At 70.7% G+C, this 25,321-nt stretch carries 17 protein-coding genes and 2 pseudogenes; 7 read left to right on the top strand and 12 right to left on the bottom strand.

Annotated features, from left to right (window positions below):
* Nucleotides 1-60 precede the first annotated feature (60 nt).
* Both RPQ07_RS21920 and RPQ07_RS21915 read left to right on the top strand, forming a co-directional pair.
* A complete protein-coding gene (locus tag RPQ07_RS21920; RefSeq protein WP_313945877.1) occupies nt 61-894 on the top strand; it encodes a DUF4352 domain-containing protein in 834 nt (277 codons plus the stop codon).
* A gap of 142 nt (nt 895-1,036) precedes the next feature.
* Nucleotides 1,037-1,834 (top strand): hypothetical protein, encoded by a 798-nt coding sequence (locus RPQ07_RS21915; protein ID WP_313945876.1) that lies wholly within the window; start codon nt 1,037-1,039, stop codon nt 1,832-1,834.
* Between the two features lie 209 nt (nt 1,835-2,043).
* Here RPQ07_RS21915 and RPQ07_RS21910 read toward each other — a convergent pair whose 3' ends face one another.
* Both RPQ07_RS21910 and RPQ07_RS21905 read right to left on the bottom strand, forming a co-directional pair.
* Entirely contained in the window at nt 2,044-2,790 is a 747-nt protein-coding gene (locus tag RPQ07_RS21910) for an N-acetyltransferase (RefSeq protein ID WP_313945875.1), read from the bottom strand.
* A gap of 111 nt (nt 2,791-2,901) precedes the next feature.
* A pseudogene (locus RPQ07_RS21905) lies at nt 2,902-3,324 on the bottom strand (HNH endonuclease family protein); the annotation flags it as partial.
* A gap of 122 nt (nt 3,325-3,446) precedes the next feature.
* Between RPQ07_RS21905 and RPQ07_RS21900 the strand changes: the two are divergent.
* The 3 genes from RPQ07_RS21900 to RPQ07_RS21890 all read left to right on the top strand — a co-directional run bounded on the left by RPQ07_RS21900 (nt 3,447) and on the right by RPQ07_RS21890 (nt 7,365).
* Nucleotides 3,447-4,568, top strand: coding sequence for a tyrosine-type recombinase/integrase (locus RPQ07_RS21900; protein WP_313945874.1), 1,122 nt, complete (start codon nt 3,447-3,449; stop codon nt 4,566-4,568).
* A 173-nt stretch (nt 4,569-4,741) separates the two neighbouring features.
* Nucleotides 4,742-6,769 carry a site-specific integrase gene (locus RPQ07_RS21895; protein ID WP_313945873.1) on the top strand — a complete coding sequence of 676 codons (2,028 nt, stop codon included), beginning with the start codon at nt 4,742-4,744 and terminating at the stop codon, nt 6,767-6,769.
* Complete coding sequence (locus RPQ07_RS21890; protein ID WP_313945872.1) at nt 6,766-7,365, top strand: DUF6262 family protein; 600 nt, start codon at nt 6,766-6,768, stop codon at nt 7,363-7,365. Before RPQ07_RS21895 ends, RPQ07_RS21890 begins: the two co-directional genes overlap by 4 nt.
* A gap of 70 nt (nt 7,366-7,435) precedes the next feature.
* Here RPQ07_RS21890 and RPQ07_RS21885 read toward each other — a convergent pair whose 3' ends face one another.
* The 4 genes and pseudogenes from RPQ07_RS21885 to RPQ07_RS21870 form a co-directional block, all read right to left on the bottom strand.
* Nucleotides 7,436-8,788: a hypothetical protein gene (locus RPQ07_RS21885; protein WP_313945871.1), complete on the bottom strand. Its 1,353-nt coding sequence runs from the start codon at nt 8,786-8,788 to the stop codon at nt 7,436-7,438.
* 72 nt (nt 8,789-8,860) lie between these two features.
* On the bottom strand, nt 8,861-9,631 hold the full coding sequence (locus RPQ07_RS21880; RefSeq protein ID WP_413777763.1) for an HNH endonuclease family protein: 771 nt from the start codon (nt 9,629-9,631) through the stop codon (nt 8,861-8,863).
* 10 nt (nt 9,632-9,641) lie between these two features.
* The gene (locus tag RPQ07_RS37810) at nt 9,642-10,076 is read right to left on the bottom strand and encodes a hypothetical protein (RefSeq protein WP_413777762.1); all 435 of its coding nucleotides are present in this window, start codon (nt 10,074-10,076) and stop codon (nt 9,642-9,644) included.
* 118 nt (nt 10,077-10,194) lie between these two features.
* Nucleotides 10,195-10,377, bottom strand: a pseudogene (locus tag RPQ07_RS21870) (helix-turn-helix domain-containing protein); the annotation flags it as partial.
* Nucleotides 10,378-10,565: 188 nt separating this feature from the next.
* Between RPQ07_RS21870 and RPQ07_RS21865 the strand changes: the two are divergent.
* Nucleotides 10,566-11,066: a GNAT family N-acetyltransferase gene (locus RPQ07_RS21865; protein WP_313945869.1), complete on the top strand. Its 501-nt coding sequence runs from the start codon at nt 10,566-10,568 to the stop codon at nt 11,064-11,066.
* Between the two features lie 51 nt (nt 11,067-11,117).
* On the opposite strand, the gene mfd is transcribed toward RPQ07_RS21865, so the two are convergent.
* From mfd to RPQ07_RS21850, 3 genes are all read right to left on the bottom strand, one after another.
* Nucleotides 11,118-14,648, bottom strand: coding sequence for a transcription-repair coupling factor (gene mfd, locus RPQ07_RS21860; protein WP_313945868.1), 3,531 nt, complete (start codon nt 14,646-14,648; stop codon nt 11,118-11,120).
* A 535-nt stretch (nt 14,649-15,183) separates the two neighbouring features.
* Nucleotides 15,184-17,754, bottom strand: coding sequence for an ABC transporter permease (locus tag RPQ07_RS21855; protein WP_313945867.1), 2,571 nt, complete (start codon nt 17,752-17,754; stop codon nt 15,184-15,186).
* Nucleotides 17,751-18,539 (bottom strand): ABC transporter ATP-binding protein, encoded by a 789-nt coding sequence (locus tag RPQ07_RS21850; RefSeq protein ID WP_313945866.1) that lies wholly within the window; start codon nt 18,537-18,539, stop codon nt 17,751-17,753. The genes RPQ07_RS21855 and RPQ07_RS21850 overlap by 4 nt, the downstream gene beginning before the upstream one ends.
* A gap of 344 nt (nt 18,540-18,883) precedes the next feature.
* Between RPQ07_RS21850 and RPQ07_RS21845 the strand changes: the two genes are divergently transcribed.
* Nucleotides 18,884-20,446 (top strand): MFS transporter, encoded by a 1,563-nt coding sequence (locus RPQ07_RS21845; RefSeq protein WP_313945865.1) that lies wholly within the window; start codon nt 18,884-18,886, stop codon nt 20,444-20,446.
* Nucleotides 20,447-20,530: 84 nt separating this feature from the next.
* On the opposite strand, the gene RPQ07_RS21840 is transcribed toward RPQ07_RS21845, so the two are convergent.
* From RPQ07_RS21840 to RPQ07_RS21830, 3 genes are all read right to left on the bottom strand, one after another.
* Nucleotides 20,531-21,421: a cellulose-binding protein gene (locus RPQ07_RS21840; RefSeq protein ID WP_313945864.1), complete on the bottom strand. Its 891-nt coding sequence runs from the start codon at nt 21,419-21,421 to the stop codon at nt 20,531-20,533.
* A 154-nt stretch (nt 21,422-21,575) separates the two neighbouring features.
* Nucleotides 21,576-24,137, bottom strand: a complete 2,562-nt coding sequence (locus RPQ07_RS21835; protein ID WP_313945863.1) for an SUKH-4 family immunity protein — start codon at nt 24,135-24,137, stop codon at nt 21,576-21,578.
* A gap of 7 nt (nt 24,138-24,144) precedes the next feature.
* Nucleotides 24,145-25,158, bottom strand: a complete 1,014-nt coding sequence (locus RPQ07_RS21830) for an SMI1/KNR4 family protein (RefSeq protein ID WP_313945862.1) — start codon at nt 25,156-25,158, stop codon at nt 24,145-24,147.
* Between the last annotated feature and the right edge of the window lie 163 nt (nt 25,159-25,321).

Raw genomic sequence — 25,321 nt, 5'->3', positions numbered from 1 at the left:
CCGTCGCTACACGGGAACTTCACCGGTCCCCACCACACTCCACGTCCCCGGAGGACATCCATGTCCCATTCCATGCAGCAGCCGCAGTACAACGCGCCGCAGGCGCCGTACACCCCGGCACCCGCCCCGGCGCGCAACGGTCTCGGCACGGCAGCGCTGGTGCTCGGCATCATCGGCACCGTCTCCGGTCTGATCCCGTTCTTCTTCTGGCTGGCCGGCATCCTCGGACTGATCGCCCTGATCCTGGGCCTGGCGGGCCGCGGCCGGGTCAAGCGCGGCGAGGCCGGCAACAAGGGAGTGACCACCACCGGCGCGGTGCTCGGGCTGGTCGCGATGATCCTCTCGGTGGTCGGCGCGGTGCTCACCTTCAAGGCCGTGGACGACGCGGTCGACGAGCTCAACAAGGCGGCCACCGGCACCACCGCGTCGAAGGAGCCGGGCGCCGCGAAGGGCGACGGCGCGGCGAAGGACACCACCAAGGACGACGCCAAGGGCAACAAGGGCGCGGGCCTCGCGGCCGGTGACAGCGCCGTCTACGACGACGGCGTGAAGATCACCGTCTCCGCGCCGAAGGCGTACAAGCCGAGCGAGTTCGCCGCCGGTCACACGGAGGGCAACAAGGCGTACGAGGTGACCGTGGTCCTCGAGAACGGCGGCAGCAAGAAGTTCGACGCCACGCTGGTGACCCCGGACGCCCGCGCCGGCAAGGACGGCGTCCCGGCCGAGCAGATCTTCGACGACAAGGTCGGCACCGGCTTCAGCGGCACCGTCCTGCCCGGCAAGAAGTCCACGGTCCGGTTCGCCTTCGACGTCCCGGCCGCCGCCAAGGACCTCACCGTCGAGGTCAGCCCGGGCTTCACCTACGACGCCTCGCAGTGGGAGCTGAAGCTCTGACCGGCCGCGCCGGGCCCTGACACCCCCGCTCCCCGGCGCACCCCTCCCCTTCTTCTGCTCCCCTCCCCCCTTTCCTCCCTCCCTCTCTCCTTCTCCCTCTCTCCTTCTTCCCTTCCGTCCCGACCCACCCCGGAGACCCGTCATGCAGGCCACCGCTTCCGCCCGCCACCGCCGCACCGCCGCCACCGCTCTCGCCGTCGCCCTCGCGTTCGGCGGCACGGCCTGCGGATCCCTCGACGCGGACCCCACGAGCACCAAGAGTCCGGCCGGTGCAGCGGCCGGGAAGTCCGCCGAGGCGTTCCCCGGGCTGTCAGGCCCCGACATAGTCAACAGAGCGGTCACCGCCACCAAGGCGGCCACCTCACTGACCCTCGACGTCACGCTGAAGACGGCCGACGGCCCCCTGAAGGGCTATATGGCGATCAGCAAGAAAGGCGACTGCGCCGGCACCCTGTCCGTCGGCTCCGACGGGACCGCCGAGCTGATCAAGACAGGCGACACCGCCTATCTCCGCTTCGACGAGGCGCTGTTGAAGTCGCAGAACAAGGGGGCGCCGGCCGAGGAGCAGAAGGCGGTGCTGGACATGATGAAAGGCCGCTGGGTGAAGACGGACGCCTCCGACGCCGAGGCCCGGGACAGCCTCGAACTCTGCGACCTGAACAAGCTGCTGGCGGACGTCGAGGCGAACGACACCGCCGCGCGCCGGGTCGGAGAGGCCACGGTCGGCGACCGCAAGGCGGTGAAGCTCACCGAGTCGGACGGCAAGGAGACCTACACGATGTACGTCGCCGCGGAGGGCGAGCCGTATCTGCTGAAGTTCGAGCAGGTGGGCGGCGAGGAGCCGGGCACGATGACGTTCTCCGGGTTCGACAGGCCCGTGCCGGCGAAGAAGCCGGCAGCCAAGGACATCCTCGACCTGGACAAGCTCGGAAAGCAGTGACGGGCGGCCGCGCCCCGGGAAGCACGGGGCCGCCGCGAGCACGGGCTGCACGAGAAGGCCCGAGAACCGAAGGAGGCCGCCCCTGAGGGCGGCCTCTTCGCGTCGTTCCCGAATCCCCCGTCGTTCCCGGACTCGCGTCGTTCCCGGATTCGCGTCGTTCCCGGATTCGCGTCGTTCCCGAATCCCGGCGCTCCCCGCACCGGAAGTGCTCACACGCTGTGGCGCACCCACACGTTGGGCTCCACATAGACGGCGTACCCGCGGTCGCTCTCGCAGTGCACCGGGACCAGCGCGCCCGGCACCTCCACGGGTCCGGCCGTGTCGAACGGCAGCCCGGTCCAGGTGCGCCACTGCGCCAGCGAGCCGGAGACCGTCATCGACGCCGGAGCCACCGAGTCGATCACCCCTCCGGCCCGCACGTGGACCCGCAGCCACGGGTCGTACGGCAGGCCGTCGTCGGGGCGGGTGCGGTGGGCGTACTCCTCGATCAGGGTCCGTGGCTCCTCGCTCTTGCGGCTCGGCCGCACCGGCGCCACCAGATCGGTGAAGCCGAGCCGGCGCACGTTGTCGCGCATCGCGGCCAGCATCCGGCCCGAGATGCCCTTGCCCTGCCGGCCGTCCGCGACGGTGATCTCGATCGCGCTGACCGTGTCGGGCGCGCGGCCGTGCCGCAGATCGGAGAAGGCCCACAGCATCACCTGGTCCCAGCCGCCATCGGGCAGGGAGCGACGTCCGTCGGCGTCCAGCCGGAAGGGCACGCTGAACGCCCGTGCGGCGACGTGGCCTTCGGAGTCGGTCGCCACCAGTACGTACTCGGGCAGTTCGGCGAGGATTCGCCCCATGTTGGCCCAGCCCACCGGGTCGTGCAGGACGAACTGGGGCCAGGTCTCGGGCATCTGCCAGAGCGCATCCCGCAGTTCGGGCCGGTCGGCGAGGGTCGTGACGGTCAGGTCCATCCGCGCAGGCTAACTCCGGAGGCCCCCCGCGCCCCACCGGATTTCTTTCCGGCGGTGGGCGGCTCGTGGGACCGGGCAGCGGCCACACCCTTCGGCATGCGGTGGCCGCGCTCAGCCGCCGCACTGCGCGAGCATGACCTCCTTGTCCGCGACCGTCACCGGCAGGGCGTACTTCACCGCGACCTGCGAGACCCGCACCGCGTACGAGCAGCGGATCGACTTGTTCGGCGGAAGCCACGACGCCGGGCCCGAGTCGCTCTTCGAGCTGTTGGCCCGGCCCGCCACGGGCAGCAGATTCAGCGGGTCGTTGGCGAGTTGCTGCCGCTTCTTCACCGGCCACTGCGCGGCGCCGAGCTGCCAGCCGTACGAGAGCGGGACGACATGATCTATCTGGACCTCCATCGCGTCCTGCTTGCGCCAGTCGATGACGGCGCCGGTGTACGGGTCGTCGAGGGTCATCGCGACGACGACGCAGTCGGAGCCCGAGCGGTGCCGCACCTGCTTGCCGTCGCGGGCCAGGAGATCGTTGCGGGTTATCTCTATCTCTCTCCCGATCGCGATGCACATGAGGCACAGCCGTAACCCACTCCTGCCCCTCACCGTTATCAGTCATGCCACGAGGCACATGAGTGACGACGGAGACAGGAAGCAGATCCATGACGTTATGCACGGAGAAGGCCGTCTCACCCACCACCGGCGAGACCACCTGGCTCCTGGTCGACGAGGAGACGTACGCGCCCCACCCCGAAACCCGTGAGTTCTCCCTGTACCTGCGCGGAGCCGGGCGGTCACCGCAGACACAGCGCGCGTACATCCCCAGAATCGGCCGCTTCCTCAATTGGTGCGCAGAGCGGGGTACCGACTGGAGGACCGTCCGGCTCGGGGACATGAGTCTGTTCAAGTTCCACGTCGAGAGGACACCGACCCGGTACGAGCGGCCTCCGACCGGCAAGACGGTCAACGCCACGCTTACCGCGGTCTGCGAGTTTTTCCGCTTCTGCGCCGTCCAGGGACACGTGGCCCACGAAGTCGCCGCGCGTCTCAGCGAGCCCCGGTTCCTCGCCCACGCCCCTACCGGCTTCGATCCTGGCGAGGGCGGCCAGCACCTGATGATCAAAGCCCGCGTCCTGAAGGCGCCGGAGATCGAGCGGGCACCGCAGACGCTCACCCGAGCCCAGACGGATCAGATCCTCAACGCCGCTCGCACCGCGCGTGACCGGCTGCTGCTGACCGTCTTCCTGGAAGCCGGCCTCCGCATCGGCGAAGCCCTCGGACTGCGGCGCGAGGACATGCATCTACTCCCCGATTCCAGCCATCTCGGCTGCCGGATTGGTGGCGCACACCTGCACGTCAGGCCTCGGCAGGACAACGTCAACGGGGCACGGGCCAAGGCCGGGCGCCCTCGCATGGTTCCGCTGACACCGGAGGTGGTGCATCGGTATCGCGATCACCTCGCCGAGCGTGATCAGGTGGCCGGCTCCGCCGCCTGTGACTACGTCTTCGTCAATCTCGTCGGCGTGCACGCGGGACGGCCCCTGTCGTACTCCAACGCCAAGCAAGTGGTCGAACGGATCGGGAGACGCTGCGGTCTGACCGCCCGGCCGCACATGATGCGGCACACGGCCGCCACCCGCTGGATTCGCAACGGGGTCGCTCCGGACGTCGTACAGACACTCCTGGGCCATGCCTCATCGGCGAGCACAGCCGTGTACGTACACGCCCAGGACGAGGATCTCCGCGCGGCCGTCGACAGTCTCGCTTCGGAGCTGCTGCGATGACCATCGCACCTCTGCGCTCGGCTGTCGTTGCCTCCGTCTCCGTTGAACCTGAGTGGCCGTCATGGCTCGCGGCGCGCCTTTCGTCGGGCTGGCGGGCAGATGAATGGGACCCCGTTCAGGCACTGTTCACTGCCGATCCTGGTAATCCGACGACCAGCGTGTTCGTCTGCTCCGTGGCCTCCTGCACCACCCATGTGGCGAGCAACGGCTCCCGCTGCGACGCCTGCCGGAAAGCCCGATACCTCCTGGGGAACCCTGCGGACTTCGACACCACGCACACCCCGGATCCGTCTCGCCGCAGGCCCAACGCCTCCGCGAACGGGGTGATGCCCGGCGTCTCCCAGTTCTCGCTCTCGGGTGTGAGCCCCGCGGTCCGCCAGGAGCTCTTGTACGGGCTACAGCAGCGCGACGACGCCGGAATCAGCCTGGTCCCCCAGCGGGTACGCCGCATCGTGGCCGGCCTCCCCGCCGGACTCGGCTCGCTCCTCGACCTGGACGCCTCCTTCTCCTCCGGGCTTCCAGCCGCGACCTCCGGCGTCCTGAACGGTGTTCTCCAGCACGTCCGACGCGCACGCGTCGAGTTCGAGGGCACCGATCCGACCTCGGGCGACGTATGGGAGTGCGCTCTCATCGGGCTGACGGCGGGGCGCGGTCGCAGGTACACCGCTGTCCACGGCGACATCGACTTCCGCCCGGTGCGGCAGCGTTGGCTGCGGGAGCTGGTCAAGGAGTACGGCCGCACGGCGCGCCCCAACGTCATGGACCTACGGCAGACCGTCTACGCGGCGACCATCGCGTCCTCCGCGCTGGCAGGCCGCCCCCACGGGGATGAGCCGGGGTTCCTCGCCATGGCTGACATGAACGCCGTAGTGGACATGTTCCGCATCACCAAGCGGCCCGAGGACGGTCACGACTACTCCACCAGCCACCGCAGAGCCCTGCTCCGCCACTGGCGCACGTTTCTGGACTACGCCCGTCAGGCCGGGATGATGGATCACGTGCCCGGCGGGTTCGCGCTCAACCCCCGCTTCCACAGCATCGCCGCCGTGGAAGTGACCGAGGACGATCTCGGCCGTGCGATCCCCGAGCACGTCATCGCCCAGCTCGACGCGCACCTCGATCTGCTGGGCACCTCGACGGGGTACGCGAGCGGCGGCTGGGCAGCCGCCGACTTCGCGCGGATGTACCAGGTGGTCTACGCGGTCCTCCGGGACACCGGCCGGCGTCCGGGTGAGGTCACCAGCCTGCGCCGCGACTGCCTGGAGCGGGTCGACGGCAAACCGACGCTGATCTACGACAACCACAAACGGCGACGCCACGGCCGTCGGCTGCCGATCTCGGAGAGCACCGCCCAGCTGATCGAAACCTGGCAGAAGGAGCTCGATGCGCTACCGGCCGTACCGGCCTGCGCCCAGTGGCTGTTTCCCTCGCCCGGACAGCGCAACCGTCCGCGTCGCGGGCATCTGAACACTTCGCATTTCTGCAACCGGATCTTCCGGAACTGGATCGACGAACTGATCCCAGACCTTGTGGACGACCGGCTCGACGAGGACGGCGCCCCGCTCGCTTACGACCGGACCCAGGTCGTCCCGTACGGCTTCCGCCACGCTTACGCCCAGCGCCATGCGGACGCGGGCACTCGCCCCGACGTCCTGCGGGAACTCATGGACCACCGTTCACTGGACGTGACCATGGGGTATTACAAGGTCTCCCTCAGCCGAAAGCAGGAGGCCGTGCGCACTGTCGCGGCACTGGCCGTCGACCGGCACGGAGCAGCCCGCGGATTCGGCGATCCCCTCGCCTACCAGGTGGAGAGCGTCGGGGTTCCCTACGGCGGCTGCACCGAGCCGAGCAACGTCAAGGCCGGCGGCGGGCACTGCCGCATCCGTTTCCAATGCGCCGGATGCGACTTCTACCGCCCCGATCCCTCCTACCTGCCTGCGCTGGAACAGCAGGTCGCGGATCTGCGAGCCGACAAGGAGGCCGCCCTCGCGATGGAGGCCGCCGACTGGGTCGTACGCAATCTCGACGACCAGATCCGCGCCTATTCGAAGTCGGCCGACGAGATGCGGCGGAAGCTCGACGCCCTGCCCGCCGAGGAGCGGGCCGCCGTCGAATCCGCCTCGCGCGAGCTGCGTAAGGCCCGTTCGGCAGCGGCCTTCATCCCTCTGCAGGCGCTGACGACACGGAGCTCGGAATGAAGACTCCTGCTGCTTCCGGCGGCAACGACCGGAACGCCCGGGTCGAGCGGCTGCGCGTCAGCCGCGCCAAGGACAGCGAAGACAAGACCAGGCGTGCACTCGACGCCGTGGACGGCCTTCTCCGTTCGGGGCGACGGATCACCGTCGCCCAAGTAGCCCGGGAGGCCTCGGTATCCACGTGGTTCGTCTACAACCAACCTCAGGTGCACCAGGCCGTTCAGGACGGCATCACCGCCCAGCGAACGCGAGGTCGCCAGAACTCCCACACTCCAGAAGCGTCCCAGGTGTCTCCGGCCGGGTTGCGGACGGATCTCGCACTGGCCCGCGAAGAGATCAAGGACCTCAAGAAGGAGCGCGATCGGCTCCGTAACCGGGTCAGGCTGTCTCTGGGCGCCGAATTGGAGGGCGTGAACCAGCACGAGCTGGTCGAGCGGGTACAGGAGATCGAGCAGCGGAATACCGCGCTGGAGCAAGCTCTGTCAGGGGCGGGGGACCGGATCGCCGCCCTGGAGGACCAACTGCGTGAGGCGGAGGACGACCTCACCGCCGCACGAGCCAGTCTGCGCCGTGCCATGCGGGCTGTTCCGTCCCCGTAACTCGTGTTCCACCACCACCTGCGACTGTCCGGCCTGAGTGTCGTCTGCCGGGCAACCGTGAGAGGTGGAATCAGAACGGGGGATCGTTGAAGAACGAGCCAGTCCGGACAGGTGAGGCCGGCTCGGCATCGCGCTGCTGAAGGAGTGCAACGGCGTCGTTGACGCGCCCCAGGTCGACGAGGTGGCCGGCAAGTTCGTTGCTGTTCGCGGAGGCGTGCTGTTCGAGAACGGCAACAGCCTCCTCGGTGCGTCCGGCGCCGACGAGCAGCTCGGCGATGTGCGGCGCCGCGTACGAGGTGGATCCCTCGGGGTGGGAGCAGGCCTGTGCGACCGCTGCATCGACGCCATCGCTGGCGGCGATGAGCGGCAACCGTATCCAGTACAGGTCCCAGTCCTCCTCGCCCCCGCGGGTGGCGGCGAGGGCGTCGAGGTGCGCCAGGCCGTCCTCGGGGCAACCCTGTGCGAGGCACAGGTTGGACCACGTATGCAGGATCCAGTCGTCACCGTTGTGGGCCTCGGCCAGGACTCGCATCACATCGACCGCTTCGCCCCCTCGGCCATGCCGTGCCAGGAGCTCCGCCAGTCGCACCGTGCCGTGGCACCGGAAGTCCTGCGAGTCGCCCGACTGCCGGTACACGGCGATCGCGCCTTCCACGTCACCGCGCTCCTCCAGTGCCTCAGCCAGACGCTGCGCGGCGTGACCGAGACGATCGGTCACCGCGTACGCGCGCAGTTCCTCGATCCGACCGTGTCTCGCCAGCAGGTCGGCCAGCTGATCCCGGTTGTTGACCGAGGTGATGTACCGGGTGCGCAGCAGGACGATCGCCTCGGCGACGCGGCCCTGGCGTTCGCGGATCGTGGCAAGGAGCCCGATGGCGTCGTCGGGGTCGAGACCGTGGCAGCACCATGGACTGTCACAGCGGTGCTGGTCCGGGATACGGGCAGCCAGCAGCGCGGCGACGTCTTCGTCCCGGCCTGCTCCCTCGGCGATGTCGACCAGAGCGGCGGCAAGAAGCCGGTCCTCAATTCCTGCGCCCAGCCGAGTAACTGCCTCGTCCGTACGACCGTGCCGCGCCAGCAGGCGCGCGAAATACTCCAACACGAGCCCTCCCGTGCTCGCGTACGGCAGGGCCAGCGCAATCGCTTCCTCTGCCCGCCCCCAGCTCTCCAGCAGCTCCGCCTGGGTCCGTGCTGCCGGCCACCAGCCAGTGGCAACGTACGGAGAAAGCACCTCCAGCGCCTCGGATTGCCGACTCTGGTCACTGAGCAGCTGCGCCCAGGCCCGCGCGCAGAACCATTCCCCGCGACGGGCTTGGGCCTCCACCTCGTCACTGTGGCCGAGCTCAAGAAGCCGGGAGACCAGGAGTGGAGGAATGCAGCCGGACAGAGTCCGGGCCTGACGGTCGAGATCGGCAGCGTCCATGACTGCGAACCTTAGCCACCACGTCCGAGAGGGGCCCCGCGCCCCGAAACCGGGGCACCCATGGGGTTCCGGTCAGCCCTGGCACTGTTTCAGCATCATCGCCTTGTCCGCCGTCGTCACCGGGAGCTCGTACTTGTCGGCGACCTGCGCGAACCGCACCGCGTACGAGCACCGGATCTTCTTGTTCGGCGGCAGCCAGGACGCGGGCCCCGAGTCACTCTTCGCCGAGTTGGCGCGCCCTTCGACTGGAAGCAGATTGAGCACGTCGTTCGCCAGTTGCTTGCGCTTGCTCTCCGGCCATCGGGCGGCGCCCATCTGCCAGCTGTAGGACAGCGGGACCACGTGGTCTATCTGCACCTCGGCGGCCTTGGCCTTCTTCCAGGCGATGTCCTTGCCGGTGTACGGGTCGTACAGGTCCATCGCAACGACCACGCAGTCGGACCCTGAACGGAACTTCACGTGTTGCCCATGGAGTTTCAACAAGTCGTTCCGCGTGTCACAACCATTCCTCGCCAGCGGCACCCCATCCGCCGTGTCCATCCACGCGTAGCCGAACTTGTCCCGCTCATAGTCCGTCTTCGGCCCACGGCCCTTCGTGGTGAGTCCTTGGATGAGCTTGCGTGCGTCGACCTTGTCCGCCTCCGACGTGAGCTCAGCGAGCCCCGGCTTCGTCCCGTCGGGATTCGCCAATGGGCTCACCACGCGGCCGGGAGCGGCGTCCGGTCCAGATCCTGGGGCAGGGGTGCCCGACTGCAGGTCATCACATCCGGTGACAAGCACAGCGGAAATGGCGGCCGTAATCATGGCCTTCCTCCCGCCTGTCCGCAGGAGCCTGTGACTCATGTGCCTCTCCCTACGCACAGCCGACCACACCCTGCACACGCTGCGAGAACAGATCCATCACGGCACGAACCATAGAGATAATGCGGGTGTCGCAGCCGTTGCGGGCGAGCGGGACACCGTCGGCGCTGTCCATCCAGGCGTAGCCGAAGCGGTCCCGGTCGTACCCCGTCCTGGGGCCCCGGCCCTTCGTGGCCACCTTCTCGATCAGCCGGCGGGCGGTGGCCCGGTCGCCTTCGGAACTGATGGGGGCGAGCCCCGGCTTGGTGCCGTCGGGGTTGGCGAGCGGGCTGGTGCCGGATCCCGTGCCGGGTACGACGGCCGATTCGGTGGCCTTGGGGTCCCCGGGCAGCGCGGTGCCCTCGCAGGAGGTGAGCAGTGCGGCGGCGACGGCGGCGGTGAGGCCGGCGGCGAGTGTGCGCGATATACGGCCCCGGGTTCTGTTCACGTCCGTAGGGTACTGACCCGGTCTCACGTCGCGGAGGGAGCAGCCCGGTTCCTGCCGCACGATCCGCTGCGCGCCGGAGCGGGCGGGGTTCGCGGGGCGCGAGGGAGGGCCGGGCCGCTCACACCTTGCCGATGCCGAGGGTGGTCTCGCCCGGCAGCAGACCGGAACCCAACACCCTTACCCACAGCGGGCCGAGCAGCTCGGCCAGCCGGTCACGCTCCTCGTCGCCGACCGTTCTCCACGGCACGGCGGCCAGTTCGTCCGTACGGTGCTCGATCTCGGCCCGCAGCGCCCGCCCGGAGAAGAGGCGTTCCGGGCGCTGACGAGCGTGATGTTCGGCCGCTGACGCCCCGGGTCCACGGGGCAGGCCCAGCGCGTGCCCCGTGCACCTGAACCTGCACCGTGCCGGGCGGTGCGCGGAAGCCGCCCGGCAACTGCTCACCCGTTAATCAGGCCCGGTCGGGGCGCGCGGCTGCGTACCGTACCCCCATGCCCGAACTCCAGCGCCTGCGCGCCGACCACGCCCCCGCTCTGCTCGCCTTCGAGCTGGAGAACCGGGACTACTTCGCCGCCTCCGTACCCGACCGCGGCGACGACTACTTCGCGCAGTTCGACGCACGGCACGCGGCACTGCTCGCCGATCAGGCCGCCGGGCTGGACCACTTCCATCTGCTGGTCGGCGCCGACGGGGAGGTGTTGGGGCGGGTCAACCTGGTCGACGTGACGGACGGGTCCGCCGAACTCGGCTTCCGGATCGCCAAGAGCGCCGCCCGCCAGGGCCTCGCCACCTCCGCCGTCCGCCGGATCTGCGTGCTGGCCGCCGGCGAGTACGGGCTGACGAGCCTGCGGGCCCGGGCGACGCACGACAACGCGGGCTCGCGGGCCGTGCTGACCCGCGCCGGTTTCGTACCCACCGGCGAGATCACCCTGTCCGGGCAGCCGGGAACGAGCTACGTACGCCAGCTGACCGCGGCCGACGCCGCCGGGTGACGGGACCCCGCGCCGGCGCCGGGGAGCAGCCGCCCCGGCGCCGGACTCGACCTAGGACCCCAGAATCGTCGTCAGGAACTCCCCGGTCCAGCTCAGCAGTTCGCGTCCCACCACCGGCTTCCCGCCGATCTTGCCCGTCGTCGGCCGCGGTACCAGGATCTGGTGGATCGCCGGCTTGATGATCGTGCGCGGGTACAGACGCTTGAGGCGCAGCTCCTGCGACTCCCTCAGCTCCACCGGGGCGAAGCGGATGTTCGGGCCCTGGAGCACGATCTCGCCGACGCCGCACGCGCGTGCCAGCATCCGCAGGCCCGCCACCAGCAGCAGGTTCTCGACCGGCTCGGGCAACTTGCCGTAGCGGTCGGTGAGTTCCTCGCGGACCGCCGTGATGTCCTCCTCCGAGTTCGCGGAGGCGATCGCGCGGTACGCCTGGAGCCGCAGGCGCTCGCCGGGGGCGTAGTCGTGCGGGACGTGGGCGTCGACCGGGAGCTCGATCTTGACCTCCAGCGGCGGTTCCTCCTCCACGCCGCCGTCCAGCGAGGCACGGTAGTCCGCCACCGCCTCGCCGACCATGCGCACGTACAGGTCGAATCCGACTCCGGCGATGTGACCGGACTGCTCGCCGCCGAGCAGATTGCCCGCGCCGCGGATCTCCAGGTCCTTCATCGCCACGTACATGCCCGCGCCCATCTCGGTGTGCTGGGCGATCGTCGCGAGACGCTCGTGCGCGGTCTCGGTGAGCGGCTTCTCCGGCGGGTAGAGGAAGTAGGCGTAACCGCGCTCGCGGCCACGGCCGACCCGGCCGCGCAGCTGGTGCAGCTGCGAGAGACCGAAGTTGTCACCGCGCTCCACGATCAGGGTGTTGGCGTTGGAGATGTCGATGCCCGACTCGACGATCGTGGTGGACACGAGGACGTCGAACTTCTTCTCCCAGAAGTCCACGACGACCTGCTCCAGCGCCGACTCGCCCATCTGACCGTGCGCCGTCGCGATCCGCGCCTCGGGGACGATCTCCCGCAGCCGGGCCGCGGCCCGGTCGATGGACTCGACGCGGTTGTGGATGTAGAAGACCTGGCCCTCGCGCAGCAGTTCACGCCGGACGGCCGCGCCGATCTGCTTCTGCTCGTAGGGGCCGACGAAGGTCAGCACCGGGTGCCGCTCCTCCGGCGGGGTGGTGATCGTCGACATCTCGCGGATGCCGGTGACCGCCATCTCCAGCGTTCGCGGGATCGGAGTCGCCGACATCGTCAGGACGTCGACGTTGGCGCGGAGCTTCTTCAGCTGCTCCTTGTGCTCGACGCCGAAGCGCTGCTCCTCGTCCACCACGACCAGGCCCAGGTCCTTGAACTTGGTCTCGGAGGAGAACAGCCGGTGCGTGCCGATGACGATGTCGACCGAGCCGTCCCGCAGCCCTTCCAGGGTCGCCTTGGCCTCGGTGTCGGACTGGAAGCGGGACAGGGCGCGTACGTTCACCGGGAACTGGGAGTAGCGCTCGGAGAACGTCCCGAAGTGCTGCTGCACCAGCAGCGTCGTCGGCACCAGCACGGCGACCTGCTTGCCGTCCTGGACCGCCTTGAACGCGGCGCGCACCGCGATCTCCGTCTTGCCGTAACCGACGTCGCCGCAGATCAGCCGGTCCATCGGGACCGTCTTCTCCATGTCCTCCTTGACCTCGGCGATCGTGGAGAGCTGGTCGGGCGTCTCCACGTACGCGAACGCGTCCTCCAGCTCGCGCTGCCAGGGCGTGTCCGCCCCGAAGGCGTGGCCGGGCGCGGCCATGCGGGCGCTGTAGAGCTTGATGAGGTCCGCGGCGATCTCCTTGACCGCCTTCTTCGCGCGCGCCTTCGTCTTCGTCCAGTCCGCGCCGCCGAGCCGGTGCAGCGTGGGCGCCTCGCCGCCGACGTACTTGGTCACCTGCTCCAGCTGGTCGGTGGGGATGTAGAGCCGGTCGCCGGGCTGGCCGCGCTTGGCGGGGGCGTACTCGACGAGCAGATACTCGCGGGTCGCGCCCTGGACGGTGCGCTGGACCATCTCGATGTAGCGGCCCACACCGTGCTGCTCGTGGACGATGTAGTCGCCCGCCTCCAGCGTGAGCGGGTCGATGGTCTTGCGCCGCTTCGCCGGCATCCGCCGGCCGTCCTTGCCGGCCGCCTTCTGGCCGGACAGGTCGGTCTCGGTGAGGACCGCGAGCCGCAGGCCCGGGTCGATGAAGCCGTAGTCGATCGAGCCGCACGCGACATGGACGACGGACGGCGAGATGTCGGTCAGCGCCGAGTCCAGGCGGGCGGGAATGCCCTCGCCGCCGAGCACCTCGACGGTGCGGGCCGCCGGGCCGTGCGCCTCGGTCACATAGACCGTGCGCCAGCCGTCCGCCAGCCAGCCCTTGGTGTCGGCGAGGGCCCGCGCGGTGTCGCCGCGGTAGGTCTCCGGAGCGTGCATGCCCAGCTTGAGGGTGTCGTCCGACAGTTCCTCGTCGGCGGCGAACTGCGAGACCGACCACCACATCATGCCGAGCTCGCGGGCCCGGTCCCGGACATCGGCGATGCCCCACAGCGATGCCGCGCCGACATCGATCGGCGCCTCGCCGCCGCCCGCCGTCGCCGCCCACGACGCCTGGAGGAACTCCTGCGAGGTGGCCACCAGGTCGGCGGCGCGGGTCCGCACCCGCTCCGGGTCGCACACGACGGTCATCGCGCCCTGCGGCAGCACGTCCAGGAGCAGTTCCATCTCGTCCACGAGGACGGGCGCGAGGGACTCCATGCCCTCGACCGCGATGCCCTCGGCGATCTTGTTCAGCAGCTCGCCGAGCTCCGGGTGCCGCTCGGCGAGAACCGCCGCCCGCCGGCGCACCTCGTCGGTCAGCAGCAGCTCGCGGCAGGGCGGCGCCCACAGTCCGTGCTCGGCAATCTCCAGCGAACGCTGGTCGGCGATCTTGAAGTACCGGATCTCCTCGACGTCGTCGCCCCAGAACTCCACCCGCAGCGGGTGCTCCTCGGTCGGCGGGAAGACGTCCAGGATGCCGCCGCGCACGGCGAACTCGCCGCGCTTCTCGACCAGCTCCACCCGGGAGTAGGCAGCGGCCGCGAGCGCGTCCACGATCTCGTTCAGATCGGCCTGCTGCCCGGTGCGCAGCGCCACCGGCTCCAGCTCGCCGAGGCCCTTGACCTGCGGCTGGAGCACGGAGCGGATCGGTGCGACGACGACCGAGACCGGGCCCGCGGCCGGATCGTCCTTCGACGGGTGGGTCAGCCTGCGCAGCACCGCGAGCCGGCGGCCCACAGTGTCGGAGCGGGGCGAGAGCCGCTCGTGCGGCAGCGTCTCCCACGAGGGGTACTCGGCGATGCCCTCCTCCGGCAGCAGCGAGCGCAGCGCCGCCGCCAGGTCCTCCGCCTCCCGCCCCGTCGCGGTGACGGCGAGCACCGGACGTCCGGCCTCGCGGGCCAGCGCCGCCACGGCGAAGGGGCGCGCCGCCGGCGGTCCGACCAGGTCCAGATGCATACGGTTGGCATCCCGTGCGGCCCGCACCGCTTCGGCGAGCGCAGGGTCGGTGACGACGGCATCGAGCAGACCGTGCAGGCTCATCAAGGGCTTCCATCCCGGGGAGTGGGCAACGCGAATAACCCGGCTCGTCTGTCGCGCCCCACTGTCGAGGGCAGGGGGAGGGCCGGGGGTCTCCAGCGTACGACGCTGCTCCGACACTCGCGTCCGGAATCCACGCTGCGCGGTGCGGCCCGGACCGGGGTGACCAGGCGTGTCCGCACCGCCGGGCCCGGCCGCCCGGCGCCGGAGCCGCGTTGACCGGCGCGAGGACTCCCCGCGGGCCGCCCGCACCGGCTGCCGGCTACCGGCTGCCGGCCGGCGACCCGCTACCCGCTACCTGCTGCCTGCTGCCTGCCGCCGGGAGTCCCGCCGGCCCGCCCCGCGCAAGGCGATCACCGTGGAGACCGCGAGGCGATCACCGTCGAGACACGGCCCTGGACCGCAGCCCCGCGAGCGCAGCCCCGGACCGCCGCCCCCGGCCGCCCGACCCGACCCGCCCGGCACACACCGCGGCCCCGGAGTGTCCGGTGGACACCCCGGGGCCGCCCCCCGTTCCATGCGCCCGGAGGCCGTGGTGCTACTCCGTGGCGATGGCGTTGAGGACGTTCATCCGTCCCGCGCGGAAGGCGGGGACCAGGGCCGCGAACAGCCCCACGAACGCCGACCCGACGAACACGGTCAGGATCGTCGGCCACGGGATCTCCAGGACCCCCAGGCCCTCCAGTGCCAGCAGCTTCTGGGCCGCCGTGCCCCAGCCCATGCCCAGACCGAGGCCGAGCAGCGCACCGAAGAGGGCGATGACCACGGACTCCAGCCGGATCATGCGGCGCAGCTGACGCCGGGAGAGACCGATCGCCCGCAGCAGGCCGATCTCACGGGTCCGCTCGACCACCGAGAGCGCCAGGGTGTTCACCACCCCGAGCACCGCGACGATGATCGCGAGGGCGAGCAGACCGTAGACGATGTTCAGCAGCTGGCCGACCTGGTCCTTCAGGTCCTGCTTGAAGTCGGTCTGGTCCTGCACCTTGTACTGCGGGTACGCGGCGAGCGAGGACTTGAGCGCCGTGTAGGCCTCCTTCTCCTTGCCGTCGTCGGCGGAGGCGAACAGGATCAGGTTCTTCGGCAGCTTGTCGGCCGGGATGTACTGCTCGGCCGTGGCCGTGCTGGTGTACTTCACGCCCTTGTCGACGTTGCCGTCGTCGGAGGTGATGGCCGCGACCTTCAGCTTCGCGCTCTCGCCGCCCTTGAAGGCGACGGTGAGCGTGTCGCCCACCTTCACGCCGTGCTCCTCGGCGTAGGTGTCGCCCACCGACATGGCGTTCTTGCCGTACGCGGCGGACAGTTCGCCGCCCACGGTCTTGCGGCGCAGGTCCTGGGCGTACGTGGCGTCGGCGGCGACCAGTTCGTCGTCGACGGTCTTGCCGTCGGGCGAGGTGATCTTCGCGTTGACACCCTTGTACTGGGTGACGTGCGCGATGCCGGGCGTCTTCTCCAGCGCCTTCTGCGCCTGCGGCACGATCGGCTGGCCGTTGGAGGACTGGACGATGAAGTCCGCGCCGACCGACTTGTCGAGCTCGTCCGTCGCGGAGGCGACCATCGAGGAGCCGACCACCGACAGGCAGGCCACCAGGGCGAGCCCGATCATCAGGGCGGCACCGGTCGCTCCCGTACGGCGCGGGTTGCGCAGCGCGTTGCGCTCGGCCATCCGCCCGACCGGGCCGAACATCCGCAGCACGAGCGCGCTGATCACCCGGACCACGACACCGGCGAGCAGCGGTCCGACGACCACGAAGCCGATGAGCGAGAGGACCACACCGAGGCCGAGGAACATCGAGCCCTCGGCGGCCTTGTCGGCCTGCGTCGCGACCAGCAGGGCCGCGGCGCCGGCGCCGGTCAGGAGCAGTCCGATCGCGGCCCGGACCTTGCCCGCCCTGCCGTCGGCCGGGGTTCCGGCGTCACGCAGCGCGGCCATCGGGGAGACCTTGCCGGCGCGCCGGGCCGGCACATAGGCGGCGACGACGGTGACGACGATGCCGAGGACCATGCCGACGACCGGGGTCGTCACCTTCACCGTCAGATCGTCGGTGGACAGGTTCATGCCCATGGAGCCCATGAGCTTCATCAGTCCGACGGCGAGGCCGACACCGGCCGCGATGCCCGCGACCGAGCCGACGATGCCGAGGAAGAGCGCCTCGATCAGGACGGAGCGGTTCACCTGGCGGCGGCTGGAGCCGATGGCCCGCATCAGACCGATCTCGCGGGTGCGCTGGGCGACCAGCATCGAGAAGGTGTTGACGATCAGGAAGATGCCGACGAGGAGGGCGATCCCGGCGAAGCCGAGCATCGCGTACTTCATGACGTCGAGGAAGGAGCCGACCTCCTCACGGCCCGCGTCGGCGGCCTCCTTCGCGGTCTGCAGCTTGTAGGGGGCGTCGAGCGTGGCGGCGATGTTCTTCTTGAGCTGCTCGTCGGTGACCCCGTCGGCCGCCGTGACCGAGATCCCGGTGAACAGGCCTTCGCGGCCGAGGAGTTCACGCTGCGCGGTGGCGGTGTCGAAGTAGACGATCGTGGCGCCCGGGTTGGTCACCTTGAAGGAGGCGATACCGGAGATCTTCGCCTTGAAGTCGCCGGTGACCGCGATGGTGCGCAGTTCGTCGCCGATCTTCAGATGGTGCTTGTCGGCGGTGTCGGCGTCGACCATCATCTCGGTGGGTCCGCGCGGCGCGTGGCCGGAGGTGATCTCCATCGACTTGAGGTCGTTGTCGCTCCAGCCGCCGGCGATGGTCGGGGCGCCGTTGGTGGCGCCGACGTCCTTGTTCTTCGCGTTGACGACGGTGACGCTCATGCTGGAGACGCCGCCGTCGGCGGCCTTGACGCCCTCGGCGGTCTTGACCTTCTCGACGAGGGACGCGGGCAGCGTCTCGGGCCGGCCGGTCTGCGGTGCGTCGTCGTCATCGGCGCCCCGGGGGCTGACGGTGACGTCGGAGGCGGTGCTGGCGAAGAGCTTGTCGAAGGTGGTGTTCATGGTGTCGGTGAACACCAGCGTCCCCGACACGAAGGCCACGGACAGCAGCACCGCCACGGCCGAGAGCGCCATCCGCCCCTTGTGCGCGAGGAAGTTGCGCAGGGAGGTCCTGAAGACGGTCACGACGTACGCCCCCGAGCGTCGAAGTCCTTCATGCGGTCGAGTACGGCGTCGGCGGTGGGACGGAACATCTCGTCCACGATCCGGCCGTCGGCGAGGTAGAGGACCCGGTCCGCGTACGAGGCGGCCACCGGGTCGTGGGTGACCATCACGATGGTCTGGCCGAGCTCGTCCACCGAGCGGCGCAGGAAGCTGAGAACCTCAGCGCCCGCGCGGGAGTCGAGGTTTCCGGTCGGCTCGTCACCGAAGATGATCTCGGGCCGGGCGGCGAGCGCCCTGGCCACGGCGACGCGTTGCTGCTGACCACCGGAGAGCTGGGTGGGCCGGTGCTTCAGCCGGTCGGACAGGCCCACCGTCTCGACGACCCGGTTCAGCCAGCCGGCGTCCGGCTTGCGGCCGGCGATGTCCATGGGGAGCGTGATGTTCTCCAGGGCGTTGAGCGTCGGCAGCAGGTTGAAGGCCTGGAAGATGAAGCCGATCCGGTCCCGGCGCAGCTGCGTGAGCTTCTTGTCCTTGAGACCGGTGATCTCGGTGTCGTCGAGGTAGATCTGCCCCGAGGTGACGGTGTCGAGCCCGGCCAGGCAGTGCATGAGGGTGGACTTGCCGGAACCCGAGGGGCCCATGATCGCGGTGTACTGCCCGCGGGCGATGTCCACGTCGACGTGGTCGAGTGCGACGACGCGGGTCTCGCCGCTGCCGTACGCCTTGACGACCTGCCGTCCACGCGCGGCGACGGCCGTACGCCCTCCGGTGTCCCCGTGCGGGGGAATGGTCACAGCCGTTGTCACGGTAAGTCTCCTATGTCGGTGAGGTGAGGGTGTCGCCGCGTGCGGTTCGAGTCTGTCGGCGGAAGCGCTCCGGCGCGCTGGTGCGAGGCGCAGTCTTCGACCGGGGGTTTTCCCCACCCCCCGGTGGTGCGGCCCCGGTTGCGGCCGTAAGAACAACTTAAGGACGCGCGGCCGCCGCTTCGTCGTCCCCCGGAACGAAAGCCCCCTGGCCACAAGTAGGGAGGTCCCCCTAGGGGCCTCCACCCGCGGGTGGAGGCCGACCCGCTCAGGCTGCACCCTCCCGCAGCGTCAGCCTCAAGTGAGAAGGTGTGGGGAAAATAGATGCAGGGGGAAAGGATCCAGCGGTGACGGAGACACCGGAGACGGAACCGCGAGGGCCCGTCTCCCCCACGAACGGCGGCGACGCCGGCACGGCAGCCCCTACGGGCCGCGGCCCCGTGGCCGCCGCTCTCATGCTCGGCATGGCGCTCGCCGCGCTCGACGGCACCATCGTGTCCACCGCCGTACCGCAGATCGTCGGCGACCTCGGCGGCTTCTCCGTCTTCTCCTGGCTCTTCTCCGGCTATCTGCTCGCCGTCACCGTCACCCTGCCGGTGTACGGGAAGCTCTCCGACACCTTCGGCCGCAAGCCCGTCCTCATCGCCGGCATCATCCTCTTCCTGCTCGGCTCCGTCCTGTGCGCGGCCGCCTGGAACATGGGCGCGCTGATCGCCTTCCGCGTCGTCCAGGGCCTCGGCGGCGGCGCGCTCCAGGGCACCGTGCAGACCATCGCCGCCGACCTCTACCCCCTGAAGGAACGGCCGAAGATCCAGGCGCGGCTGTCCACCGTGTGGGCCGTCTCCGCCGTAGCCGGCCCCGCGATCGGCGGACTGCTCGCCTCGTACGCCGACTGGCGCTGGATCTTCCTGATCAACCTCCCCGTCGGCGCCGTCGCCCTCTGGCTGGTCGTCCGCCATCTGCGCGAACCCTCCCGCACCCGGCCGGCGGCACGCCCCCGCATCGACTGGCCCGGCGCGCTCGCCATCTTCGGCGCGGGCGTGCTGCTGCTCACCGCGCTCGTCCAGGGCGGCATCGCCTGGCCCTGGCTGTCCGCGCCCTCACTCGCCCTGCTCGGCGGCAGCGCCGTCCTCATCGCCGTCACCGTCGTCGTCGAACGGCGGGCCGCCGAGCCGATCATCCCGGGCTGGGTCTGGCGCAGGCGCACCATCGCCGCCGTGAACCTCGCCCTCGGCGCCCTGGGTCTGCTGATGGTGGCCCCGACCGTCTTCCTGCCCACCTACGCCCAGTCCGTCCTCGGCCTCGGACCGATCGCCGCCGGCTTCGTGCTGTCCGTGATGACCCTGAGCTGGCCCGTCAGCGCGGCCCTGTCCAACCACGTCTACAACCGCATCGGCTTCCGGCACACCGCGATGATCGGCATCACCCTCGCCGGCCTGATCCTCGCGGCCTTCCCCCTGCTGCCCTACCCGGGCGCCCCCTGGCAGCCCGCCCTGCTCATGCTGCTGCTCGGCGGGGCGCTCGGGCTCTTCCAACTCCCCCTGATCGTCGGCGTCCAGTCCACCGTGGGCTGGGCCGAACGCGGCACGACGACCGCGTCCGTCCTCTTCTGCCGCCAGGTCGGCCAGAGCATGGGCGCCGCACTCTTCGGCGCCGTGGCCAACGGGGTCCTCGCCGCCCGCCTCGGCAGCGCGGGCGACCTGGACTCCGTCTCGCACGCCCTGGAGAACCCCGCGGCCCTCACCGCCGACGCGGCGGACCAACTGCGCCGGGCGGTGGACGCGGCGGTCGACCATGTCTACCTCGGCGCTGCGGTCGCGGCCGGGCTGTCGCTGCTGGTGCTGCTGTTCGTAGCCCCCCGGCGCTTTCCCGTACTGGACGACAACGAGCAGCCGGCGCCGAAGAGTTAGACCGGGCACCCCCCGAGCTGCGCCCGTTCCACGGGCCGGATCTCCGCTGCGGCGCGATGCCGCCCGTTCGCCCGGGGCGGTCTCTCAGCCCTCCGCCGCCGCGCGGCCCGTCAGCGTCGCCAGGCTGTTGCGGATGTGCGCCATGGTCGCGTTCATCTCCTCGCGTGCCTCCTCGTGCTCGCGCAGCATCCGCTCCGTCTCGCGCGCCGTGCGCTCCTCCTGCATCCGCGCCTGGGCGAGCAGGTCGGCGGCCTGCGCCTCCGCGCCCTCCTGGCCGTGGCGGGCGTACTCCTCCGCCTGGGCGAAGGTGCGTTCGGCCTCGACGAGAGCGGCCTCCGCAACCGCGGTCCGCTCTGCGTGCTCGGCCTCGAACGCCCCCTCACGCTCGGCGAGTTCACGCTCCACCGTCTCCCAGCGCCCGGCCTGCTCCCCCTCCAGCTCGGCGAGCATGCCCTCCGCACGGCGGCGCATCTCCCGCCATGCGCCCATCACCTCGCCGCGCTGCTCCTTCATCTCGCCGCGCGCCTCCGCACGGGCCTCGTCGGCCGCCGCCTGCGCCGCGAGCAGGATCTGCCGGGCGCGCTCCTCGGCGTCGGCCCGCAGCCCGTCCGCCTCCTCGCGTGCCTTGTCCCGCAGCCGCTCCGCCTCCGCCTGTGCGGCATCCGCCTCCGCCTGCGCCTCGTTGCGCGCCGACGCCCGTACGTCCTCGGCCTCCTCCTCGGTCAGCGCGAGGAGGTACTGGGCACGGCGGCTGAACGTCTCGTACGTCTGAGGGACGAGCGTCGTGACGACCTCACGCAGCCGGCCCGCCTCCGCCTCCATGTCCTTGGCGAGGACGGTCAGCCGCGCGGCACGCTCCCAGGCGTCGTCGCGGTCCTGCGACAGGGCGGTGACGTAGGCGTCGGTCTCCTCCATGCGGTAGCCCCGGCCACGGACGGCGGCGAAGCCGTGGGGTGACACCGATGCAGCGCTCATCCTTCAAGCCCCTCTCCGACAGAAAACGCGATTGTGCGCATATCCTGATGGATGCGGGCGAAACGCTCATAACGCGACACTCCCTGGGGAGACAGCAAAGAGGGGCGCCCGGTCCGACCACCGACCGAGCGCCCCAATTGTCGTACTAACGGCCTTACAGCAGACCGTCCCACATCTGCTCGAGCAGGACCGACCACCAGCTCTCCGGCGACGACAACGCCGCCGGGTCCAGCGCGGCGAGCTGCGCCTGGAAGTCGACCGTCCAGCGGCCCGCCTGCTCCGGATTGAGACCGAAGCGCAGCCGCCACATCCGGCCCAGCAACGCCAGCGAGCGCACGAACTCCGGCAGCCCGCTGTTCACGAACTGCGGCGCCACCGCCTGACCACCGGGACCGGCCTCCACCGGCACCGCCACGATGTGCGCCGTGCCGTACTGAACACAGATCGCCCGGCCGAAGTCGCTGCCCACCACCAGATACGACCCCGCGTCCACCGCGGGCTGCACCTGACGCTGCGCCGCGAGCTCGGCCAGCGTCGGAACGACCGGCTGAGCGGGCTGCGCCCAGAAGAACGGGTTGAAGTCACCCGGCAGACCGGCCCACACCAGCGTGGCACCGACCACCTCCGGCACGCCCTGACGCGACACGGCCCGCTGGTCGAACCGGCAGATGCCCTGCGGCCCGAAGGCCGCCACCAGCTCCTGCGCGATCGCCTGCGGCGGGACCGGAGGCACGGCCTGCACGGGCGGCAGCGGCATCCGCACCGGCGCGGGGCGCGCCGGGCCGTCCGCGACCTGATGCAACTCGCCCTGATGCGTGACCAGTTGCTGCATGCCCTGCTGACGGCTCGCGTGATCCCTGCCGTACGGCGCGATGTTGGTGATCCGCGCCTGCGGCCAGGTCTCGCGGATCATCCGGGCGCAGTAACCACCCGGCAGCTCGCACGACTCCAGCTCGGTGTGCAGCTCCAGCACCTGCTGCGGCGGCACGTTCATGGCCCGCAGCTCATGCAGGATCTGCCACTCCGGATGCGGAGTACCGGGCGCGGAGCGGCGGATCAGCTGGGCCTCGGAACCGTCGGGCGCGCGGTAGCGCAGCACCGCCTGGTAGCCGGGACCGACCGTCGGCTGCCCGGGCGGCTGCGGCGGATAGCCGTACGCGGGCGGCCGGCCACCCTGCTGCGGCGGACCGGGAGGCACGGCCCCCGGAGGCGCACCGGGCGGACCGGGCGGCTGCGGAGCACCGGGACCCATGGGGTTGGGGCCGGCCAGCATGGTCGCGGCATGGTGAACACCGCCACCGGGAGGCGGCGTCGAGCCGGGCGGACCGGGAGGACCAGGGGGCTGCGGAGCGCCGGGGGCACCCGGGGCACCGGGCGGACCAGGAGGCTGCGGAGCACCAGGACCCGCCTGACCCGGATCGGCGAACATCGTCGCCGCATGATGAACCCCGCCACCAGGAGGCGGCGTCGAACCGGGAGGACCAGGAGGCCCGGGAGGACCAGGGGGCTGCGGAGCACCCGGAGCACCCGGCGGACCGGGAGGCTGCGGTCCCTGCGGACCCGCCTGCGAGACGAGCTGCGTCGGCAGATACCCGCCCGCCGGCGCACCCGGAGCACCCGGCCCCGACGGCGGCGGCGTCGCACCCGGCCGCGCACCCGGAGTACCGGGCGCGCCGGGCGGCGGCGGAGTCGTCGACCCTCCTCCGCGGGGAGAACGTGCCCCCCGCGGCGGAGCCTGCGCCTTGCTCGTCGCCGCGTCCGCTATGTCGGCGGCACCCTGCTGCGGCTGGCCCACCGCAGGCGCCACCGCAGTCCGCGGCAGCTGACTGCCCCCGGACATCAGCGCGGTCGGCGCATCCGCGCCCACCACCGGCGGCGGAGTGTCGTCGTCGTCACGGCCGGAGAGCGGCGGCGCGAACACCGTCGCCGGAAGCGGCACGGACGCGTCATCACCGCCCGCGGCACTCGTGTCCGTCCACGGCGTACCACCCGTCCGCGACGACGGCGCATCGTCCCCAGCGGGCGGCTCGTCGCCGTCCGAACCCGCGCTCGGCCACACCGACCCACCCCGCGACGCATCCGCGCCCGAGGACCCGGCCTCCGGCCAGGACGAACCACCGAGCGACGAACTCCCGGCCGCCTGCGACGCGTTGGCCCCACCCGACCCCGAAGAAGCGTCCGCCAGAGACCAGTCGGACCCGGCCGACGGCGTACCGGCAGCTGCCGGAGCCACCGGTGCCGAAGGAGCCGCCGGCGCCGGCGGGACAGCATCCGCAGGCGCAGAAGCCGCAGGCGCAGAAGCCGCAGGCGCAGCCGGCTCGTCCGCCGACGGCCGCCGGTCGGGAATCCCCAGCTTGTCCGCCGCGTCCTGCAACCACTCCGGCGGACTCAGCAGGAACGACGTCTGATGCAGATCGATCCTCTGCGGCTGCTCCGGCACCACGGCCGGCGCGTCCTGGATCCCGTACTCCTCCTCGTACCGGCGGATCACCTCACCCACCGGCAGCCCGGGCCACAGCGTCGCCTCGCCACTGTCCCGCGCAATCACGAGCCGCTGCCGGCCGCCGTCCGAGCGGGCACCGCCCTCGCGGTCCTCCGCCCACACCACGAACCCGAGCTCGAACTCCCGCACCCGCACCTCGCGGTGCTGGTAACCGGGCACATCGCCGTTGACCCACTCTTCCGCGCGCTCCTGCGCCTGCGCAAAAGTCACCATCGGAGCGTCACCCCTCGTCCGCAACGGGGACGGCACGCGCGAAGCCGCCGTCCACCATCAGATTCGCCACGGTCTCCAGCTCCGGCGGATTGCCCGCCAGCCGCTGCAGGAAGGCGTCGAAATCCTCGCCGCACGGCAACAACAGCCGGTCCACGCGCTCCTGGACATTCCACCCGTCCTGGTCACGCGCGTCGTCATAGGCACAGAACCACACCGAACCGACACCCGAGCCCCTGACCTTCACCGCCAGAATCCCGCCCTGGACGAACGCCACACCCAGGAAGTCCTTCGTCAGATGGTCCCGCAGGCACTTGTTGACGTACACCAGATCATTGACCGCCGCCTCGTCGCGCACCGTGAAGAACGGCTGGTCCACCAGCAGCCCCAGCTCCGCGTCGAGCGCCGCACCCACCGGCGCACAGCCGCCCGCCGCCTTCAGGAAGGAGCGGTACGCGCCAGGCAACCGGTAGCCCAGATCCTCTTCCACGCCCAGCAACTGCTGCTCGGACACCGACACCGAACCCTTCGGCAGCCCGAAGTGCGCCGGCCGGGTCTCCTGCAACGGGCGCGTACCCCGCTTGTCCCCGTCGACCGCCGTCGTCGCCAGCCCGCCGTGGTGCCGCAGCAGCGCCTTCACCTCGACCGGCACCAGCTCCAGCCGGCGCGTCCCCGCCACGTGGTGCCACGTCCAGCCGTGCGGAGTCGCCACCGCGGGAATCGTGTCCCACAGCTCATGGCCGTCCGCGTGCAGCGCCGCGTTCGCCGACACATAGTCGGTCAGCCGCAGCTCATCGACACCGAAGCCCTCCGGCGGCTCCGCGATCTCCGCGGCGGCACGCGCATACGGCGAGAACACCGGAAATCCGTTCTCGTCCACCCGCACACCCCGAGGGTGGCGCGAAGCCCGAACCGGGTCCGGGAAGTTCACGACCTGACCGGCGTAGGCCGCATTCGGTGGCGCGACGTGTCCCCCGGCCCGGGGGCCGGGAGGTGCTCCCAGCCCTTGCCGACCTGTCGTCATGGCGATCTGCCCCCTGCTGCTTCTGACTCGTTCAGGACAGACTATGCGGTGCTGCAATAGGCAGTACCGGCCCTCCGGTTCCGTCACCAACTGTCACAACCGAGTGACCGAACGACGACGGACCGACACGTTTCAGTGCCCCCGCTTCCCCACCCAAGCGCCC

The organism is Streptomyces sp. AM8-1-1 (assembly GCF_032229325.1).
GTDB classification, from domain to species: domain Bacteria; phylum Actinomycetota; class Actinomycetes; order Streptomycetales; family Streptomycetaceae; genus Streptomyces; species Streptomyces achmelvichensis.
Note: the sequence above shows the minus strand (reverse complement) of the source record. Positions and strands in the feature narration are given on the sequence as shown.

Excerpts from the sequence above, each read along its gene's own strand:
- RPQ07_RS21920 (WP_313945877.1), top strand. The coding sequence starts at position 61 with ATGTCCCATTCCATGCAGCAGCCGCAGTACAACGCGCCGCAGGCGCCG.
- RPQ07_RS21915 (WP_313945876.1), top strand. The coding sequence starts at position 1,037 with ATGCAGGCCACCGCTTCCGCCCGCCACCGCCGCACCGCCGCCACCGCT.
- RPQ07_RS21910 (WP_313945875.1), bottom strand. The coding sequence starts at position 2,790 with ATGGACCTGACCGTCACGACCCTCGCCGACCGGCCCGAACTGCGGGAT.
- RPQ07_RS21900 (WP_313945874.1), top strand. The coding sequence starts at position 3,447 with ATGACGTTATGCACGGAGAAGGCCGTCTCACCCACCACCGGCGAGACC.
- RPQ07_RS21890 (WP_313945872.1), top strand. The coding sequence starts at position 6,766 with ATGAAGACTCCTGCTGCTTCCGGCGGCAACGACCGGAACGCCCGGGTC.
- RPQ07_RS21885 (WP_313945871.1), bottom strand. The coding sequence starts at position 8,788 with ATGGACGCTGCCGATCTCGACCGTCAGGCCCGGACTCTGTCCGGCTGC.
- RPQ07_RS21880 (WP_413777763.1), bottom strand. The coding sequence starts at position 9,631 with ATGAGTCACAGGCTCCTGCGGACAGGCGGGAGGAAGGCCATGATTACG.
- RPQ07_RS21865 (WP_313945869.1), top strand. The coding sequence starts at position 10,566 with ATGCCCGAACTCCAGCGCCTGCGCGCCGACCACGCCCCCGCTCTGCTC.
- mfd (WP_313945868.1), bottom strand. The coding sequence starts at position 14,648 with ATGAGCCTGCACGGTCTGCTCGATGCCGTCGTCACCGACCCTGCGCTC.
- RPQ07_RS21840 (WP_313945864.1), bottom strand. The coding sequence starts at position 21,421 with ATGAGCGCTGCATCGGTGTCACCCCACGGCTTCGCCGCCGTCCGTGGC.
- RPQ07_RS21835 (WP_313945863.1), bottom strand. The coding sequence starts at position 24,137 with ATGGTGACTTTTGCGCAGGCGCAGGAGCGCGCGGAAGAGTGGGTCAAC.
- RPQ07_RS21830 (WP_313945862.1), bottom strand. The coding sequence starts at position 25,158 with ATGACGACAGGTCGGCAAGGGCTGGGAGCACCTCCCGGCCCCCGGGCC.